This is a genomic window from Pseudomonas sp. 1L-C-7-B-C1, assembly GCF_057291635.1.
The window spans coordinates 21,251-38,310 of sequence record NZ_JBXAWH010000005.1 but is presented as its reverse complement, the minus strand read 5'-3'; the positions used below and the strand labels follow the sequence as shown (position 1 = coordinate 38,310).

The window sequence follows — 17,060 nt, the reverse complement described above, 5'->3', positions numbered from 1 at the left end:
GAGCAAGCTCACTCCCACAGTTTTGATCGGCGTGAATATCGGCAAGCAGCGTCAAGTCGTATGAGAGAACCATCGAGCAGACGCCGCGCGGCCGGGAATTAAACTCGGTCACTCCCACTCCCACTGCCGCGCGCTTTGCAAATCACGCTGCGGTCTCTAGCTCAAAAGCCGCTGCGTTTCAGGATCGAGTCCATGCTTTCCTTCGACGGTCGACCGTAGAATTTCAGCAGTTCTGAAGCACGGTTGGTAAAGAACCCGTCCACGCCCTGTTCGCTGATCGCTTTGAAATCCACGGCGTCATCCACGGTGTACGGGTGGACGATCATCCCGCGATCATGGGCCATCTTGTTCATCCACGGCTGCACCAGGTCACTGTAGCTCTGGTCACCGCCGTTCTTCAGCGCTGCAGACGGCCCGGTCCCTACGGCGCCGTGGGCCTTGGCCCAATCCATCCAGGCGGCGAACTCTTCTTTGGATTTCACCTGCTGGCTGGCGTAGAAGCTGGCTTTGTCCTTGGCGCCCGAATCCTTGAACGTCTTGCCCGAAGCCGTTTCGATAGAGCCGTCACCCAGCCACAGCAGCAGGACTTTCGGCGTGTCGGGCATGGCCTTCTGCAGCAACTCCATGCTTGGCTTTTCAAAGGTCTGCAGCACCACGCGGCCGGGCATGTGGGCGACGTTGACGTAGCCTTTCTCGGCGGCAGGACGCTGGCTCAGCCAACCGCGCTGATCGAGCTTCTTCTTTAAATCTTCTTCAATGCCCGGAAACTGCGCCGGCACCTTGGTTTCGATGTACAGACCGGGCTTGTTCTTTCCGCCTTCAGCGATGTCGATGACCTCATCCAGCGTCAGAATCTTCAGCCCGGCGTAGGTGGCGCGGGCGCGATCGGGGTAGGCCTTGTTGAACCAGGAGCCAGCGTCCAGGCGCTTGATTTCTTCCAGCGTAAAAGTATTCAGCGGGTCCTTGGCACGTTGCGGGTAGACCTCCGCGATATTCGTCGTGCGCTCCAGCGTGTTGTCGTGCAGCGCGATGAGCACGCCGTCCTTGGTGCGCTGGATGTCCATCTCCAGGTAATCCGCGCCCAGCTCGCGAGCCAGGGTGTAGGAAGGAACCGTTTCTTCGGGTGCATTGAACGATGCGCCACGATGGGCGATCACTGCTGGCCATGGCACGCCGATCTTCGCCGCCAGCGCCCGACCCGGTTCCTTGCCAGTATCAGCGGCGGCCATGGCCACGGCGGATGACAACAACACACCGGCAATCGCGGCGCCGCTAATCGTTCTGGATAATCCTTTCAACATGGTTCTGACGTTCCTTTTCTGCATGTCCGTTCATGGCGCAGCCGTTGCCGCACCGCGTGGCACATCGTTTTGTCGTGAAAAATCAGGTGTCGCAGGGCTCAGACCTTAAACAGCAAAGCGCATAGTGGGCAATCAGGATTGTCGTTGTGAAGGGGGTTACTGTCGGTTTGAGTGGCATCGAGCGCTGCCAGTTTCCGGGACCTTTATGACATTGAGATGCTGACGGAAGCTAATCGGGGCCTATGTCTCGGCAACTTTCTTGCGCGGTCGCCCGCCTTTCGCCCCGTTAGCCTTCGAAGCGGTGGCTTTTGCCGCACTGACGCGCCGCCCGTTCCGCGCCGCGATCAGGCTACTGGCAACGCCCATGAGCGACTCGCTGGCCGAAATCATGCCCGAGATCGACATGTGCAAATCGCGATGCTCGAGGCAGATGGCCTTGCCGCCGAAGCCCAGCTCGATCTGCTCGAACTCTTTAAGTGAGAGCTCGCGCAGCTCGGGGTAATTGGCGACGGGGAGGAGGAGGGCTGTCTGGTCCGAAAACCCGATGGCCAAGGCATTTAACTCACCCAGAAAGCGCAATGTCGTCGCCTGAATGTTCGGCGTATTCCGCTTGCGTCCCTGATCGACTTGGTTGAGGACGCGCTGGGTAACGGGCTGATCATCACGCTCCTGCGCTTTAATGGTCTTCATAACTCAATCTCCAGTGGCTCGACGTGTCCGGCGAGGTACAGCAGCGTTTTGTAGGTGTAAGCGTCATAGGTACCTTTGACGATCTTCGATATCTGAGGCTGATCAAGGAGAGTGGAGACGACTTCATCGGTCCTTGAACTCCATCCCATATTCTCCAGGCAGAGCGTGCTGCGGCTACGCCACCAGGTGTCCCTTGCCTTGCGCAGATTATCTCGGCGCTTGATAACTCGACGTAATTCTTCCAGCACACGGACGCACGGCTCGTTTTTTGCGGGAGTCACGTCCCAAAGCCTCACGCTGTTATGCCAGAAACTGAATAAAAACCGCGCGTCCCACTTGCTGGTGCCGACGTGAACATGAGGTGGACAATGCTCATCTCTCGTAAAAACCGCGATCACGAAACCCTTATGACTGCACACCCTCATCTTTAACCCATCCGTTAGGTTTTTAGTTTACTCACCGATTGTCATTTTTGCGAACGTCCTGGTGCCGCATTTGCTCCAAAGACGACTGACGGATTGTCCTGGAATCGGAGAGTTGAACGTGGATCAGCGCAATGAGCCAGAACTCAACCACCACAAAAATTGACCGGCGGCCGCCGATGGTTGCGCGACGTTCGGGCATGGTGTGTTTTTTTTGAAGTAGGAACCCTGCCCAACCGCTCTCACTCGCGCTACTGTCAGCACCACGAATTTTGCCTGGCGGAGGGATGATGAAAACGGTGTTGGTGCTGGTGGAAAACGTGAACATGTATTTGCCGATTCTGGAAAGCAGCGGCTTTCGCCTGATTCTGGCGCCGACGCCGGCAATGCGTGCCGAGGCGGTGGCGAACGGGGGCGAGGAGATCGACGCCGTGCTGACCCGCGGGCCGCTGGGGTTCACTGCCGAGGAAATGGCCGCGCTGCCGAAACTCGGCATCATCTGTGTGATTGGCGCGGGCTACGAACGTGTCGACCTCGAAGCCGCCGAGGCGCGGGGCATCGTGGTGACCAATGGGGCAGGGGTGAATGCCCCGACGGTGGCAGACCACGCGATGGCCTTGCTGCTGGCAGCGGTTCGCGACATTCCCCAGGCCGACGTATCGGTGCGCCGCAACGAATGGCGCAAGGTCACACGGCCCTCGTTCGCCGGCAAACGCCTGGGCATTCTCGGCCTTGGTTCGGTCGGGATGGCCATCGCCAAACGCGCGCAGGGGTTTGACATGGTCATCCACTATCACAGCCGTTCGCCGCGCGCGGGCGTGGATTTCAACTATTGCGCGACCCCGCTGGCACTGGCCGAAGCGTCCGACTTTCTGGTGGTGGCGACGCCGGGTGGCGGGTCGACGCGGCACCTGATCGACAAGGCGGCCATCGCAGCGTTGGGCGCTGACGGCTTTCTCGTCAACATCGCGCGTGCCAGCGTCGTCGACACCGATGCGCTGATCGATGCGCTCAAACAGGGGCGCCTGGCCGGGGCGGCCCTGGACGTATTCGACGACGAGCCCCACGTCCCCGATGCCCTGAAAGCGTTGAACAACGTGGTTCTCACGCCGCACTTGGCGGGGTTGTCGCCGGAAGCGTCGCGCGACACCGTGAAAATGGTCGCCGACAACCTGCTGGCGTTTTACGCCGGGCAGCCGGTGTTGACACCTGTTCACAGCTGACGATCAACCACAGAACCCTCCCTGACAAGAACAAGGAACCGCGTATGTCTCAATCTTCGGTGTTGAAAGTCGCTCTGGTGACGGGCGCCGGCAGTGGCATTGGCCGTGCCGTAGCCCTTCAACTGCTGGCTGACGGTTTTGCCGTGGTGCTGGCCGGACGTCGGCCCGAGCCGTTGCAGGCGTTGGTCGATCAGGCCGAGGCTGCCGGACAGCAGGCGCTGGCGGTGCCGACGGATGTGCGAGACCCGGCCAGCGTCGAAGCGCTGTTCGCGACCATTGAAAGCACGTTCGGTCGACTGGACGTGTCGTTCAATAACGCGGGCATTGGCGCACCGGCCGTGCCGATGGACGAGTTGTCGGTCGAGCAGTGGAAGAACGTCATCGACACCAACGTCACCGGGGTGTTTTTGTGCGTGCGCGCCGCCTTCGGCTTGATGCGGCGTCAGGTGCCTCAGGGTGGCCGGATCATCAATAACGGCTCGATTTCCGCGCACACGCCCCGGCTCTTCAGCTCGCCTTATACGTCCAGCAAACACGCCGTGCTGGGCCTGACCAAAAGCACCGCGCTTGACGGTCGGCAGTTCAACATCGCCTGCGGCCAGATCGACATCGGCAACGCCCTCACCGAAATGACTGATCGCATGACCAAAGGCGTGTTGCAGCCCAACGGCGAGCTGCAGGTCGAGCCGACCATGAACGTGCAGCATGTGGCCGACGCGGTGAGCTACATGGCCGGGCTGCCATTGTCCGCCAACGTGCTGAACATGACCGTCATGGCCAGCGGCATGCCGTTTGTGGGCCGCGGCTGATCATCGGTTCAAGTGGTTGCGTTGTTTTGTCCAAAACCTGGTGGGATCCGTCCAACCTGGCTAAGCGATCAATCGTCACACTCAACCCATGCCGAGCCACCTTGAATCGAGGACACCGCCATGACCGAGTTCGTTATTGCCCCCGTTGCCACACCGTCCCTGGCCGTTGCCGGGACTGCCAGCCGCTTTCCGATTCGTCGGGTTTTCTGCGTCGGCCGCAATTACTCCGATCACGCCCGGGAAATGGGCCATGACCCTGACCGCGAGCCGCCATTCTTCTTCATGAAGCCGGCTGACGCCGTGGTGCCCGCCGAAGGCCACATCGCTTACCCGCCGCTCACCGAGGACCTGCATCACGAGATTGAGCTGGTCGTTGCGATCGGCAAGGACGGTGTGAACATCGACCCGCAGGACGCCCTGACCCACGTCTGGGGCTACGGCGTCGGTCTGGACCTGACCCGCCGCGATTTACAGGCGCAGGCCAAGAAAATGGGCCGGCCGTGGGAGTGGGCCAAAGCATTCGACGCCTCCGCGCCCGCCACGCCGCTGCGCCCGGTCAGCGAGATCGGCCACCCGGAAGCCGGTGCGATCTGGCTCGACGTCAATGGCGAGCGCCGCCAGCGTGGCGATCTGTCTGACCAGATCTGGGCGGTCAGGGACGTGATCGCGTACCTGTCGCAATCGGTTGGGGTCAAGGCGGGCGACCTGATCTATACCGGAACGCCAGCCGGGGTGGGCGCGTTGCAGCGCGGCGATGTGGTCAGCGCCGGGATCGAAGGCCTTGCCGAACTGAGTGTGACGATTGGCTGAGCCCAGGTTCAAGCCCGCCTGAGAATCCTTTGGTTCGGCTGCCGCCGTTGCCCTACCATGGGGCAGTCCGAACCGGCGATTTCAGGTGTTTCAGCGATGGCCCATCCCTCCCGCATCCAGACCTATGGCATGCAGCAGCGCAGCGACCGCATGGATTTCTACATCCGTGACAAGTCTGCCCGACCCGCGCTGACCGCGCCCCATCGTCACGACTATTTCCAGATCCAGATCAACCTCGGCGGCGACACCGTGCAGCACATCGGTGGCGCGGTCAGGCCGTTTCCGCGCAACACCCTGGCGTTCATCCTGCCCCATCGCCTGCACGTGATTCCGCACCCGGAAGAAAGCAATTTTGTCGTCATCAACTTCTCTCAGGAATTTCTCCTGCAGCACCTGCAGTGCGACCCGATGGACCTTGAAGACGTGCCCGTCGCCGAGGCGCCTGAACTGGCGCCGTTCCGCTTTCAGGAACATCTGGATTTCACCCTCGATGACACCGATTTCGCCGAAGTGACCGCGCTGCTGGCGCAGATGCGCGTCATGGATCGCGCCAGGCAGTTGGGCTCAGGCGCCATCCTGCGGGGATGCCTGCTGCAATTGATCGGCGCAGTGTGCAATCGCTACGAAGCGCAGTTGCTGGCGCTGTCGGCGAACAAGGCTGAGCGGCGTGGACGGCGCGACGCGATGAGCCGGGTGACCGACTACATTCGCGAACACATCGCCGATCCGGCCATGACCCTTACCGATGCGGCGGCGGCGGCCTTTCTGTCGCCCAATTACCTGACCCACCTGCTGCGCAAGGAAACCGGCAACAGCTTTTCCGAACTGGTCCTGGAGCGGCGTATGCGGCTGGCGCGGACGCATTTGATGAACAGCAGCAAACCCTTGAGCCACATCGCCGAAATCTGCGGGTTTACCGACGAAGCGTATTTCTCGCGGCGCTTCCGCAAAGCCCACGGCATGCCGCCGGGACAGTTTCGCCGGGAGCGGCGGGGTGGTTGAGAGGGGTTGGCGAGTTGTTGATCGGTTGCACTCCACATCTATCTTCAGCGAACGCGGCCCTTGTGGGAGTGAGCTTGCTCGCGAAGGCTGCCTTCCATCCGCCAGTCATTTAGCAGATGTACCGGCCCCTTCGTGAGCAAGCTCACTCTCACAGGTTTTTGTTTCGCAGGCGCGAGACACTTTTTTATAACTCAATCGCCCTGGTCAGTTCGCTGAACAACGCCGACACCGAGCGCAGCGCCCGGCAATCCGGCCGCGTCAGCAGCCACAGCCCGGTGTCATGCCCTTCGATTGCTTCGCTGATGGGCTGAACCTCGCTGTCCTTCAGCATGAAATCCGGCAGGGCTGCTACGCCCATGCCTGCGCGCACCAGTTGGGCCACGGCCAGCATGGAGCTGCAGCGGTAGGCGAGGTTCACGCCGGGCAGCTGCTGCCGCCGCCACATCACGGTCGGGTGATCAGGGAGGAAATCGTCGGGGGCGATCCAGGCCATGTCGTCGAGGGCCAGATCACCGATGCGTCCCGCGTAGGCCGCGCTCGAACAGATCCGATACGCAACCGTGCCCAGTCGAGTGCCAACCAGATGCTCAGGCGGTGTGTTGGTCAGCCGTAGCGCAATGTCGGCGTCGCGGCGGCTCAGGTTGGCGAAGGTGCTGGAGGTGTTCAGCTCCAGACGCAGGCCCGGGTAATCCGGCATGAAACGGCTCAAGGCGGGAAGCAGCAGGCTTTGCAATACGGCTTCCGTGCAGGTCAGGCGCACGGTGCCACTGACAACCTGTCGGCCCTGCTCAAGGCTCAATTGCGCCAGCGCCAGGGCGTTCTCGGCGCTTTCGGCCTGCTGGGCGAGCGCGAGGGCTGCGCTGGTCGGCACATACCCCGCACGGCTCTTGTCGAAGAGCGCCGTGCCCACCGCTTTCTCCATCCGACGCACTGCGCGGAATACCGTCGAGACATCGACCTTCAGCAGTTCAGCAGCCTTGGCCAGCGTCCGCCCACGCACCAGCGCTAGGATGAGGGTGAGGTCGGCATGATTGATTCGATAGTGCGCGGCTGCATTGATCACTTGCCTGGACGCCAATTCTGATTGCAGAGCGACAAGCTTATAGTCGCCTCCGGACCTCATGCAAAGCGTTTTGATATCAGGGAGCACACATGACTCAAGGGCAAAAAATCCAGATCGCGTTGGTAGGTGACTACGACGTGAGCGTGCCGGCACATCAGGCCATACCGGTGGCGCTGGACAGGGTGGCGAGCGAAACCGGGCTCGACGTTCAGGCAACGTGGGTGCCGACGACGGAGATCGGGGATGGCGTGGGCTTGCAGGCGTTCGATGGCATCTGGTGTGTGCCGGCCAGCCCCTACCGCAACATGGACGGCGCGCTGACGGCAATTCGTTTCGCCCGCGAGCGGCAGGTTCCCTTCCTCGGCACATGCGGCGGCTTTCAGCATGCGTTGCTGGAGTACGCGCGCAATTATCTGGGTTGGGCCGATGCCGAGCACGCCGAGACCGCGCCGGAATCGGAGAACGCCATCATCACGCCCTTGAGTTGCTCGCTGGTCGAAGCCTTCGCGCCGATCCGTCTGCGGCCGGGTTCGCGGGTTGCCGCCGCCTACGACGCGCTGGAAACGCAGGAGCGCTACCGCTGCCGCTATGGTTTGCGCAAGGAACTGGAGGCCGACGTGTTTGCCGGCCCGCTTAAAGTGTCGGGCTATGACGAAGACGACGAGGTCCGCGCGATGGAGCTCGACGGTCATCCGTTTTTCGTCGCGACGTTGTTTCAACCGGAACGCGCAGCGCTGGAGGGCAGCACCCCGCCACTGGTGAAGGCGTTTGTCCTGGCCTGCGCGGCGGAGTTGATTTGACATGATGATGGCAAACACCTTCGGCGCGCCGCATTACGCGGTGATCTTCACTTCGGTCCGCACTGAGCTCGATGCACAGGAATATGACGACGCGGCCCGGCGGATGCTCGAACTCGTTCGTCAGCAGCCAGGGTTTCTCGGTGTGGAATCGGTACGGGGCGAAGATGGGCTCGGGATCACCGTGTCTTACTGGGGGAACGAGGCCGCGATCCTGGCGTGGAAGCAGCATCCGGAACACCGGGAAATCCGCGAGCGCGGCCGGTCGACCTGGTATCGGCGATGCACCACGCGGGTTTCCAGGGTGGAGCGGGAATACAGTTTTGGGTGTTGACGCGCACTCTTAACCTGTCGTTTTGACACCGCGGTGTCACGCGGCAAACACGGTGCCTGTGGGAGTGAGCTTGCTCGCGAAGACTGTCTTCCATCCGCTAAATGACCTAGCGGATGTACTGGCCCCCTTCGCGAGCAAGCTCGCTCCCACAATAGCTTGCGCCAACCCCGGTAATCTGCGGCGAGCGCAGCTCACATTCCCGGCTAAAGCCGTTCCTACTTATCCAATCAAGGCATGACCGGCGGGATGTACGCCAACGTCGTGCCCAGCACCCACAACAGGAACAGCACCAGCGGCGTATGCACCAACAACTGCACGAACGAGAAGCCGATCAAATCCCGCGCCTTCAAGCCAAGCACGCCCAGCAGCGGCAGCATGTAGAAGGGGTTGATCAGGTTCGGCAGCGCTTCGGCGGCGTTGTAGATCTGCACCGCCCAGCCGAGGTGGTATTTGAGGTCATTGGCGACCTGCATCACGTACGGCGCTTCGATTATCCACTTGCCGCCACCCGACGGGATGAAGAACCCGAGAATCGCCGAGTACACGCCCATCAGCAGCGCATAGGTGTCGTGGGAGGCGATGCTGGTGAAGAAGGTCGAGATGTGGTGCGCGACGGTTTGCGCATCACCGCCCTTGACCGTGGTCAGCAGGGCGGCGATCGACCCGTACAACGGAAACTGGATCAGCACGCCTGTGGTGGTCGGCACGGCGCGGGCGACCGCATCAAGGAAGCTGCGCGGACGCCAGTGCAGCAGCGCGCCGACCATGATGAACAGGAAGTTATAGGTGTTCAGGCCGGAAATCGCGGTGATTGCCGGCTTGGTGCTGAACTCGTTGTACAACCAGCCGGACGCCAGCGCGACCATCAGAATGATCAGCAGCGGGCTGTATTCCAGCCATTCCCCCGGGCGGGTGCGCGGCGGCAGCGGTGGCAGGCTAAAGCTCGGGTCAATCCCGCATTCCTTGGCATCGCGGGCGTTGGCCGGGCCGGGCGCTGTGGCGTAGGCGACGATGATCGAGACCACCACCAGTGCGAGCAGCATCACGCCGGACTGCCAGAGGAAGATGGTCTGGGTGAACGGAATCACCCCGGTGATCGCCAGGATCGACGGCGGCAGGCTGGCGGGGTTGGCTTGCAACTGCGCGGCGGACGACGACAGTCCCAAAGCCCACACCGCGCCGAGTCCTAGATAGGCGGCAGCACCGGCTGCGCGGTAGTCCATTTTCAAGTCAGTACGCCGCGCGAGGGCCCTCACCAGCAAGCCGCCGAAGACCAGCGACAAACCCCAGTTGAGCAACGACGCCACCATGCTGATCAGCGCGACCCAGGCCACGGCCGAACGGCCGTTTTTCGGGAGGCGGGCCAGGCGGTCGATCAGCTTGACCGCCGGCGGCGAACTGGCGACGACATAGCCGCCGATGACCACGAAGGCCATTTGCATGGTGAACGGGATCAGGCTCCAGAAGCCGTCGCCGAAGGCTTTGGCGGTGTCGGCGGGTTTGGCGCCGATGACCAGCGTGGCGAGGGTGACGATGACCACGGCCAGGGCGGCGAACACCCACGAGTCCGGGAACCAGCGTTCCGCCCATTTGGCGCAACGCAGGGCAAAGCGGGCGGAGCGGCTTTCTTCGATGTCGGCGGCCACGTGTGTTACCTCTTTTAGTTATTGTTCAGGTTTTTTGGACGGCGGTTTCAAGTGTTGACGGTGACGCGAAAAGCACCGCTTCAGATACAGCAAAGCCCCTTCATCGCTGAAGGGGCAGGGCGGTCTGACGAAAGGTGCGGGTGTGGCAAACGCTTAAGCCGTGGCGGCAACGTGGGGCATGACGCGGGTCCTGCAGAACCGCGCCATTGCCGGGCTGATCAGAACGTCATTTCCACCACGTCATCCGGCACGATCAGTTTGCCGGCAGTCTTGGCGATGATTTCGTCGACGGTCACGCCCGGTGCGGTTTCGCGCAGCACGAAAGCGCCGTTTTCGATCTCCAGGTAGGCGAGATCGGTCAGCACTTTCTTGATGCAGCCGGCGCCGGTCAACGGCAGGCTGCAGCGCGACAGCAGCTTGGAATCGCCGTCCTTGGACGCATGGGTCATGGTGACAATGATGTTCTCGGCGCCGGCCACCAGGTCCATCGCGCCACCCATGCCCTTGACCAGCTTGCCGGGGATCATCCACGAGGCAATGTTGCCTTCGACGTCCACTTCGAAGGCGCCGAGCACGGTCAGGTCGACGTGGCCGCCACGGATCATGGCGAAGGATTCGGCCGACGAGAAAATCGACGCGCCCTTGCGCGCGGTCACGGTTTGTTTGCCGGCGTTGATCATGTCGGCGTCGATGGTCTCTTCAGTCGGGAAGGCGCCCATGCCGAGCAGGCCGTTTTCCGATTGCAGCATCACGTCGATGCCGTCCGGAACGTAGTTGGCGACCAGGGTCGGAATGCCGATGCCCAGGTTCACGTAGAAGCCGTCTTGCAGTTCGCGCGCGACGCGCTGTGCCATTTGTTCGCGGGAGAGTGCCATGGTCTTGGGTCTCTTTTATTCTGTCCGGCTCGTGGGACGCCGGAGATACAAAGGGGGGAATCGGTTCGAGTACGACGCTGACGTCAGGCTTTTCGGACGGTTCGCTGCTCGATGCGCTTCTCGAACGTGCCCAGGATCACGCGATCGACATAGATGCCGGGAGTGTGGATCTCGGTGGGCAGCAGCACGCCGGGCTCGACGATTTCTTCGACTTCCACCACGGTGATCTTGCCGGCGGTGGCCACGACCGGATTGAAGTTCTGTGCGGTGTGACGGTAGACCACGTTGCCGAAGTGGTCGGCCTTCCAGCCTTTGACGATGGCGAAGTCGCCGGTGATGGCTTCTTCCAAGATCACGTTGCGGCCATTGAACTGGCGGGTTTCCTTGCCTTCCGCAACGGGGGTGCCGTAGCCGGTGGCGGTGTAGAACGCAGGAATGCCGGCGCCGCCTGCGCGCATTTTTTCCGCCAGGGTGCCTTGGGGGGTGAGCTCGACTTCCAGCTCGCCGCTGAGCAACTGCCGCTCGAACAGGGCGTTTTCACCGACGTAGGAGGCGACCATTTTGCGAATCTGCCGGTCTTCCAGAAGGATGCCGAGGCCAAATCCGTCGACGCCGCAGTTGTTGGAAATCACCGTCAGGCCTTTCACGCCCATGCGCTTGATTTCGGCGATGAGGTTTTCGGGAATGCCGCAGAGTCCGAAGCCGCCGGAGAGCACGGTCATGTTGTCGGTCAGCCCGGCGAGGGCTTCAGCGTAGGTTGCCACGCGTTTGTCGAGTCCAGCCATGGTGAGATCCCGCCTTATTTGTAGTTGTGTCCGACAATGTAAGCATCGGAGAGCATTGGCCGCATCTTCTCTCGCGTGCACTGATTTGTTAATTTTGTTTTTTTGATTGATTGATAAGTAATCCAAATATATGAACGTGAAGCAGCTTCGGGCGTTTCTGGCAGTGGCGCAGTGCTTGAGTTTCGCTCAGGCCGGCGAACGGCTGCATGTCTCGCAACCCGCGTTAAGCCTGACCATCAAGGCGCTGGAGGAAGACCTGGGCGGGCAGTTGCTGACCCGCACTACGCGCAATGTCAGCCTGACGCCCGAGGGCGAGGCCTTGCTGCCGCTGGCCCGGCAGCTGCTCGCCGACTGGGACAACACCGAAGAGCTGCTGCGACAGCGTTTCACCCTGCAGATGGGCAAAGTGTCGGTGGCCGCCATGCCGTCCTACGCGGGCAATTCGCTGCCGATCGCGCTGAAGATTTTTCGTGAGCGCTACCCACGGGTAAACGTCGCGGTGCACGACGTGATCAACGAGCAGGTGGTGGAAATGGTCGGGCATCGGCGCGTCGAACTGGGCATCGGCTTTGAGCCCGAAGCGGGCAACAACCTGATCTTCACGCCGTTTTACATGGATCGTTTTGTAGCGGTGGTGCCGAAGGATTCGCCACTGGCCGCACGCCGCGAAGTGAGTTGGGACGAGCTGCTGCGTCACGACTTCATCACCCTGCAACGCCCGTCCGCCGTGCGCTTGCTGCTGGAGCAGGACCTGCACAGCCAGCACGGCAAGCTGTCGGTGGCGTTCGAAAGCCATCAGCTGTCGACAGTGGGCCGCATGGTCGCCAATGGCCTGGGCGTCAGCGCGGTGCCGTCGCTGTGCATCGCGCAGATGGAAGAACTCGGCGCCCGCTGCATCGCATTGGAAGGCCCGCGCATCGAGCGTCGTATTGGCTTGATGACCCAGGCGGACCACCAGTTGTCAGCCGCCGCTCAGGGGTTGCGCGAGGTGCTGATTGAATGCGCGCGTGACTCAAATGCTGGTTTCGCGAGCAAGCTCGCACCCCCAGCGTGATGCTGCGGTTCAAGTAGGGGCCGGTGGCGAAACGGCCAGATCCTGTGAAAAATTTAACTGCGACGCAATGCCGCATCCGGTATGGTTCGGCCGGTTGAAACATATTGTTTCAAACCTTCCTGAAATAAAAACCGAACGATAAGGGGTTCCGCGTTGGATCTGTCGTCTGCTGCCTGGGTGTTTCATGACACTCGTCTGATCATCTGCTGCCTGATCGCCATTGCCACCATCATCGTGCTGATCAGCGCCACCAAACTTCCGCCGTTTCTGTCGATTCTGGTGGGCACATTCATCGCAGGGATAGGCGCGGGGTTGCCAGCGGAGGCAGTGGCGAAGGCGTTCAGCAAGGGCGCGGGCGGGATTCTCGGTGAGGCCGGGATCATCATTGCCCTGGGTGCCATGCTCGGTGCGCTGATGGCCGAATCGGGCGCGGCGGATCGCATTGCCTCGACGCTGCTGGGGCTGGGCAAGGGCAAGGCGCTGCCGTGGGTCATGGCCCTAGTGGCCATGGTCATCGGCCTGCCGCTGTTCTTCGAAGTGGGCCTGGTGATGATGGTGCCGATCATCTTCGTCATGGCCCGCCAGTCGAATCAGCCGCTGCTGAAAATCGCGATTCCGGCGCTGGCCGGCATGACCACGCTGCATGCGCTGATGCCGCCGCACCCGGGGCCGCTGATCGCTGTCAGCGCCTTGCACGCCGATCTGGGCCTGACCATGTTGCTGGGTTTCTGCGTGGCGGTGCCGGCGGTGATTCTGGCCGGTCCTCTGTACGGCAACTGGCTGTCAAAGCGCATGCACATCGAGGAACCGGCAGAGCTGGGCGAGCTGTTCTCGGCCAAACCCAGCGCCTCCCGCCAACCGAGCTTCGGTATCTCGTTGTTGATCATTCTGCTCCCGGTGATCCTGATGCTCGGCAGCACCTTGGCGAAAATCGCTATGGAGCCGGAGAGCAACATTGCGCTGACGCTGAAATTCCTCGGTGAGCCGCTGGTGGCGTTGGGCATCGCGGTGCTGGCGGCGACGGTGTGTCTGGGCTGGGCCAACGGTATCTCCCGCGAGCAGGTGGGCGGCACGCTGCGTAAGAGCCTGGCGCCGATTGCCGTGCTGCTGTTGACCATCGGCGCGGGCGGCGGCCTGAAGCAAACGTTGCTGGACGCCGGCGTCAGCCAGACCATCAGCAAAGTGGCCGAAGGTGCGCACATGCCGTACCTGCTGCTGGCGTGGCTGATTGCGGTCGCGCTGCGTCAGGCCACCGGTTCGGCCACCGTTGCGACCACCACCACGGCGGGCATTCTCGCGCCGATGATGGCCGGGCTGGCGCCGGTTGAAGCGTCACTGGTGGCGCTGGTGATCGGCGCAGGCTCGGTGTTCTTCTGCCACGTCAACGACGCCGGGTTCTGGATGGTTCGCGAATACTTCGGCCTGCAACTGAAGCAGACCATCTGGGTGTGGTCGGTGCTGCAGACCATCGTGTCGGTGGTGGGGCTGATCGGCACGTCGCTGTTGTGGCACTTTCTGGTCTGACGATCTTCCGGTCTCACGCAGATCCATGTCGGGGATCCCCGTCGTGCGAACACCGTAGATGTGGGAGCGAGCTTGCTCGCGAAGGTGGCGTGTCAGGCGATTGATTCGTCGCAGGCAGAATGCATTCGCGAGCAAGCTCGCTCCCACAGGATCTGCGCCGGCAGATACATCTTCGGTGTGATTATGATCAGAGCCCGCAGGTTCTATGCAGGCAGATGCACCGGGGCAACCCCGCATACGCGCCAAACCCGATAGCCACTATCAAGACGACTGATTTCTGCTGGAAAGGCCCGGCGCGTAGCCTTGGCTTCATTCCAGAAACGAGCCGAATGGAGGCTCCAATGAACCGTCTTCTTGCCCTCTCCCTGTTACTCTCCGCCTCCGTTCTCGCCGGTTGTGCCGCTGGCAGTCATCCTGAACTGCGCCCCTACAGCGCAGAGGAAACCCACCAGTTGGCCCTCGAAGACCTTAACCGTCGCGGCTTGTCCTACGACGAATTTCAGGCCCGCAAAGCCCAACTGATGGAACAGCCACAGCTGCAACGCGCCCACGAGTTCGATAACCGTGGCGAAGTGAACGCCGAAGTCAGCTTCCCTTCGAAAGCACGTCAGGGTTAAGTCGAAGGCTTACAACGCCAGCTTCAAATGCCCGCCCGCTTCCTTGTGACGCGCCTGGGTCCGGTGTTGCAGGCCCAGTAAGAAGTGATCCAGACCGTCATGCAGACGCTGGGTCAGCAGTTCATCCAACTCACCGCCCAACGCGTTTTCGCCGTAGCTGATCTGGCTGTCGATGGCGAACACGCCATGCAGCACTTCCTGGCATTTCAGCGCGGACAGCACTGGTTTCAGTGCGTAATCCACCGTCAGCATGTGGGCGATGCTTCCGCCCGTGGCGATCGGCAAGACCACTTTGCCGTGCAGTGAACGCTCCGGCAGCAGGTCGAGCAACGTCTTCAGCGCTCCCGAAAACGACGCCTTGTACACCGGCGTGCCGATCAGCAAGCCGTCGGCCTTCGCCACCGCTTCGATGAAAGCCACGACCTGCGGGCTGTCGAACCTGGCGTACAGCAGATCCTCGGCAGCAAAATCCTGAATGCGCACACCGTTCACGTCCACGCCACGGTCCTTGAGCCAGTGCGCGGCATGTTGCAGCACTACGCCCGAGCGCGATCGGGTGGACGGGCTACCTGAAATCGAGACTACTAACATGGGTTGTTTCCTTAGGGTCAGTCACCCGAGGTGCAAGGCACCGAGCAGGCCGCGTTCAACGCGAAAGTAATGGGCGTGATGACCCTTTGCCAGGACTGAAGCAGCATGCGTGCCAGCGCTCTCCATCGCCCGCCGCCCCCGTCAATCCAGCGAGCACCCACAGCTGCAATCCTGCCAACCACCCCAAACTGTTGATCCAGGCGCACGCGACTGTTGATCCACTGTTTCCCCAGCAACACTTGCCGCTGCCAAATTCAATCCAAAAAAAATCCCCGCAGTCGGACCACTGCGGGGATTTCTCTGTTGCTCTGGTGCGCGGCTGTCAGCTTGCAGCTTCAAACTTGCCGCTTGAAGCTGCCTGCCCTATCAATTCCTGAACATCGCACCCGTCTGGATGATGTTGTTCGAGCCCAGCAACTGGCTCACGTAACGGCTCCAGCGAGTGATGTTGGCCGGGCCGACAAACACCACGTCCTGGGCCGCCAGCTCGAAGCCTTTCGCCAGCGCATAACTGGTCGGCTTCTTCGCCGCCAGGTGAAAAACCGTCGCACCGTGGGTGGCATCCTGTGCACGAATCACATACACCGCGTCGCCATCTGCCGCATCGGGGCTCAGGCCGCCGGAGGTGCCGAGGGCTTCCAGCAACGTCACGCTGGTGGTGCTGAACGAGATCACCTGTGGGCGCTGAACTTCGCCCAGTACGTAGATCTTGTTCTTCGAGTTGCTGTTGAGGTGCAGGTAATCGCCGTCCTTCAGGAAGATCTTGCTGATCTGCGAATCCTTGCGGTTCAGCGAGTCAACGTCGATCACGTAATCCTTACCGTCGCGACGCAGGGTCAGACCGGCAAGGTTGGCGTCGGTCGAATCAAGACCGGCCTGGCTGATGGCCTGAACCAGGCTCAGCGGAATGTTGGTGATCGGTTGCGGGCCCGCCGATTTGAAGGCACCCGAGAGCAGAACGCGCTGGCTGTTGTAACGCAGCACTTTGACGTCGACTTTCACTTCGGTGTACTGCGGTGCCAGACCCATGCGCAGTTGGTCGCGGATCTGTGAAACGGTCTTGCCGGCGGCCTGGATACGGCCCACGTACGGGAAGAACACGGTGCCGTCGTTCAGCACTTCGCGGCTGTTGGCATCCAGTTGTTCCTGGGAGCCCGGCGCGGTCAGTTCAGGGTGTTCGAACACGGTCACCAGCAAGGCGTCGCCGGGGCCTACGACGTATTCAGGCGTCTTGTAGCTCAGCAATTCCGGGGGCAGCGGTTTGGCCGCTGCGTCCGCGGTTTTCTGCTGCTGCGCAAGCGTGGCGGGGGTGATGTTGATCAGCGTGACCTCGGGACCGTCGGGGTCTTTGTCGGTGACATCGCTGTAAGACATGTACTGACCGGGGGCGAATGCGCAGCCTTGCAACACCAGACTGGAAAGCAGCACGACCGCTAACGTTACTTTCATATGAATGTTCCTTCTAATCCTAATAGGTGCGTACTGGCACCGCAGTGATTTCTTTGCATCCCTTACTT

At 61.5% G+C, this 17,060-nt stretch carries 18 protein-coding genes; 9 read left to right on the top strand and 9 right to left on the bottom strand.

Annotated elements, in window-relative coordinates:
- Positions 1-161 precede the first annotated feature (161 nt).
- From AC0Z8Z_RS09510 to AC0Z8Z_RS09500, 3 genes are all read right to left on the bottom strand, one after another.
- The gene (locus AC0Z8Z_RS09510; RefSeq protein ID WP_485618930.1) at positions 162-1,301 is read right to left on the bottom strand and encodes a glycerophosphodiester phosphodiesterase; all 1,140 of its coding nucleotides are present in this window, start codon (positions 1,299-1,301) and stop codon (positions 162-164) included.
- Positions 1,302-1,541: 240 nt separating this feature from the next.
- Positions 1,542-1,991 carry a DUF2442 domain-containing protein gene (locus AC0Z8Z_RS09505; RefSeq protein ID WP_485618929.1) on the bottom strand — a complete coding sequence of 150 codons (450 nt, stop codon included), beginning with the start codon at positions 1,989-1,991 and terminating at the stop codon, positions 1,542-1,544.
- The gene (locus tag AC0Z8Z_RS09500) at positions 1,988-2,239 is read right to left on the bottom strand and encodes a hypothetical protein (RefSeq protein WP_485618928.1); all 252 of its coding nucleotides are present in this window, start codon (positions 2,237-2,239) and stop codon (positions 1,988-1,990) included. Before AC0Z8Z_RS09500 ends, AC0Z8Z_RS09505 begins: the two co-directional genes overlap by 4 nt.
- A gap of 464 nt (positions 2,240-2,703) precedes the next feature.
- Here AC0Z8Z_RS09500 and AC0Z8Z_RS09495 point away from each other — a divergent pair, with 464 nt between their 5' ends.
- The 4 genes from AC0Z8Z_RS09495 to AC0Z8Z_RS09480 all read left to right on the top strand — a co-directional run bounded on the left by AC0Z8Z_RS09495 (position 2,704) and on the right by AC0Z8Z_RS09480 (position 6,257).
- Positions 2,704-3,636, top strand: coding sequence for a 2-hydroxyacid dehydrogenase (locus tag AC0Z8Z_RS09495; RefSeq protein ID WP_485618927.1), 933 nt, complete (start codon positions 2,704-2,706; stop codon positions 3,634-3,636).
- 44 nt (positions 3,637-3,680) lie between these two features.
- Positions 3,681-4,445, top strand: a complete 765-nt coding sequence (locus tag AC0Z8Z_RS09490) for an SDR family oxidoreductase (RefSeq protein ID WP_485618926.1) — start codon at positions 3,681-3,683, stop codon at positions 4,443-4,445.
- A gap of 120 nt (positions 4,446-4,565) precedes the next feature.
- The gene (locus AC0Z8Z_RS09485) at positions 4,566-5,255 is read left to right on the top strand and encodes a fumarylacetoacetate hydrolase family protein (protein ID WP_485618925.1); all 690 of its coding nucleotides are present in this window, start codon (positions 4,566-4,568) and stop codon (positions 5,253-5,255) included.
- A gap of 96 nt (positions 5,256-5,351) precedes the next feature.
- Entirely contained in the window at positions 5,352-6,257 is a 906-nt protein-coding gene (locus AC0Z8Z_RS09480; protein ID WP_485618924.1) for a helix-turn-helix transcriptional regulator, read from the top strand.
- 184 nt (positions 6,258-6,441) lie between these two features.
- Here AC0Z8Z_RS09480 and AC0Z8Z_RS09475 read toward each other — a convergent pair whose 3' ends face one another.
- Positions 6,442-7,380, bottom strand: coding sequence for a LysR family transcriptional regulator (locus AC0Z8Z_RS09475; RefSeq protein ID WP_485618923.1), 939 nt, complete (start codon positions 7,378-7,380; stop codon positions 6,442-6,444).
- Positions 7,381-7,409: 29 nt separating this feature from the next.
- Here AC0Z8Z_RS09475 and AC0Z8Z_RS09470 point away from each other — a divergent pair, with 29 nt between their 5' ends.
- Both AC0Z8Z_RS09470 and AC0Z8Z_RS09465 read left to right on the top strand, forming a co-directional pair.
- A complete protein-coding gene (locus AC0Z8Z_RS09470; RefSeq protein WP_485618922.1) occupies positions 7,410-8,120 on the top strand; it encodes a CTP synthase C-terminal region-related (seleno)protein in 711 nt (236 codons plus the stop codon).
- 4 nt (positions 8,121-8,124) lie between these two features.
- The gene (locus AC0Z8Z_RS09465; RefSeq protein ID WP_485619097.1) at positions 8,125-8,451 is read left to right on the top strand and encodes an antibiotic biosynthesis monooxygenase family protein; all 327 of its coding nucleotides are present in this window, start codon (positions 8,125-8,127) and stop codon (positions 8,449-8,451) included.
- Positions 8,452-8,678: 227 nt separating this feature from the next.
- Here AC0Z8Z_RS09465 and AC0Z8Z_RS09460 read toward each other — a convergent pair whose 3' ends face one another.
- The 3 genes from AC0Z8Z_RS09460 to AC0Z8Z_RS09450 all read right to left on the bottom strand — a co-directional run bounded on the left by AC0Z8Z_RS09460 (position 8,679) and on the right by AC0Z8Z_RS09450 (position 11,757).
- The gene (locus AC0Z8Z_RS09460; RefSeq protein WP_065986241.1) at positions 8,679-10,097 is read right to left on the bottom strand and encodes a short-chain fatty acid transporter; all 1,419 of its coding nucleotides are present in this window, start codon (positions 10,095-10,097) and stop codon (positions 8,679-8,681) included.
- 218 nt (positions 10,098-10,315) lie between these two features.
- On the bottom strand, positions 10,316-10,972 hold the full coding sequence (locus AC0Z8Z_RS09455; protein WP_485618921.1) for a CoA transferase subunit B: 657 nt from the start codon (positions 10,970-10,972) through the stop codon (positions 10,316-10,318).
- Between the two features lie 83 nt (positions 10,973-11,055).
- Entirely contained in the window at positions 11,056-11,757 is a 702-nt protein-coding gene (locus AC0Z8Z_RS09450; protein ID WP_485618920.1) for a CoA transferase subunit A, read from the bottom strand.
- A gap of 130 nt (positions 11,758-11,887) precedes the next feature.
- On the opposite strand from AC0Z8Z_RS09450, the gene AC0Z8Z_RS09445 reads away from it, so the two are divergent.
- The 3 genes from AC0Z8Z_RS09445 to AC0Z8Z_RS09435 all read left to right on the top strand — a co-directional run bounded on the left by AC0Z8Z_RS09445 (position 11,888) and on the right by AC0Z8Z_RS09435 (position 14,952).
- Positions 11,888-12,811 carry a LysR family transcriptional regulator gene (locus AC0Z8Z_RS09445; protein ID WP_485618919.1) on the top strand — a complete coding sequence of 308 codons (924 nt, stop codon included), beginning with the start codon at positions 11,888-11,890 and terminating at the stop codon, positions 12,809-12,811.
- 153 nt (positions 12,812-12,964) lie between these two features.
- Positions 12,965-14,335, top strand: coding sequence for a GntT/GntP/DsdX family permease (locus AC0Z8Z_RS09440; RefSeq protein WP_192174020.1), 1,371 nt, complete (start codon positions 12,965-12,967; stop codon positions 14,333-14,335).
- A gap of 341 nt (positions 14,336-14,676) precedes the next feature.
- Entirely contained in the window at positions 14,677-14,952 is a 276-nt protein-coding gene (locus AC0Z8Z_RS09435; RefSeq protein ID WP_485618918.1) for a hypothetical protein, read from the top strand.
- 9 nt (positions 14,953-14,961) lie between these two features.
- On the opposite strand, the gene ssuE is transcribed toward AC0Z8Z_RS09435, so the two are convergent.
- Entirely contained in the window at positions 14,962-15,543 is a 582-nt protein-coding gene (ssuE, locus tag AC0Z8Z_RS09430) for an NADPH-dependent FMN reductase (protein ID WP_485618917.1), read from the bottom strand.
- Between the two features lie 366 nt (positions 15,544-15,909).
- Complete coding sequence (locus tag AC0Z8Z_RS09425; RefSeq protein WP_122537776.1) at positions 15,910-16,992, bottom strand: polysaccharide biosynthesis/export family protein; 1,083 nt, start codon at positions 16,990-16,992, stop codon at positions 15,910-15,912.
- Positions 16,993-17,060 lie beyond the last annotated feature (68 nt).

Bases quoted from the DNA above. Each gene is read 5' to 3' on its own strand.
- AC0Z8Z_RS09490 (WP_485618926.1), top strand. From the start codon at position 3,681: ATGTCTCAATCTTCGGTGTTGAAAGTCGCTCTGGTGACGGGCGCCGGC.
- AC0Z8Z_RS09510 (WP_485618930.1), bottom strand. From the start codon at position 1,301: ATGTTGAAAGGATTATCCAGAACGATTAGCGGCGCCGCGATTGCCGGT.
- AC0Z8Z_RS09445 (WP_485618919.1), top strand. From the start codon at position 11,888: ATGAACGTGAAGCAGCTTCGGGCGTTTCTGGCAGTGGCGCAGTGCTTG.
- AC0Z8Z_RS09505 (WP_485618929.1), bottom strand. From the start codon at position 1,991: ATGAAGACCATTAAAGCGCAGGAGCGTGATGATCAGCCCGTTACCCAG.
- AC0Z8Z_RS09455 (WP_485618921.1), bottom strand. From the start codon at position 10,972: ATGGCACTCTCCCGCGAACAAATGGCACAGCGCGTCGCGCGCGAACTG.
- AC0Z8Z_RS09495 (WP_485618927.1), top strand. From the start codon at position 2,704: ATGAAAACGGTGTTGGTGCTGGTGGAAAACGTGAACATGTATTTGCCG.
- AC0Z8Z_RS09450 (WP_485618920.1), bottom strand. From the start codon at position 11,757: ATGGCTGGACTCGACAAACGCGTGGCAACCTACGCTGAAGCCCTCGCC.
- ssuE (WP_485618917.1), bottom strand. From the start codon at position 15,543: ATGTTAGTAGTCTCGATTTCAGGTAGCCCGTCCACCCGATCGCGCTCG.
- AC0Z8Z_RS09475 (WP_485618923.1), bottom strand. From the start codon at position 7,380: ATGAGGTCCGGAGGCGACTATAAGCTTGTCGCTCTGCAATCAGAATTG.
- AC0Z8Z_RS09480 (WP_485618924.1), top strand. From the start codon at position 5,352: ATGGCCCATCCCTCCCGCATCCAGACCTATGGCATGCAGCAGCGCAGC.
- AC0Z8Z_RS09435 (WP_485618918.1), top strand. From the start codon at position 14,677: ATGAACCGTCTTCTTGCCCTCTCCCTGTTACTCTCCGCCTCCGTTCTC.
- AC0Z8Z_RS09465 (WP_485619097.1), top strand. From the start codon at position 8,125: ATGATGGCAAACACCTTCGGCGCGCCGCATTACGCGGTGATCTTCACT.
- AC0Z8Z_RS09470 (WP_485618922.1), top strand. From the start codon at position 7,410: ATGACTCAAGGGCAAAAAATCCAGATCGCGTTGGTAGGTGACTACGAC.
- AC0Z8Z_RS09485 (WP_485618925.1), top strand. From the start codon at position 4,566: ATGACCGAGTTCGTTATTGCCCCCGTTGCCACACCGTCCCTGGCCGTT.
- AC0Z8Z_RS09425 (WP_122537776.1), bottom strand. From the start codon at position 16,992: ATGAAAGTAACGTTAGCGGTCGTGCTGCTTTCCAGTCTGGTGTTGCAA.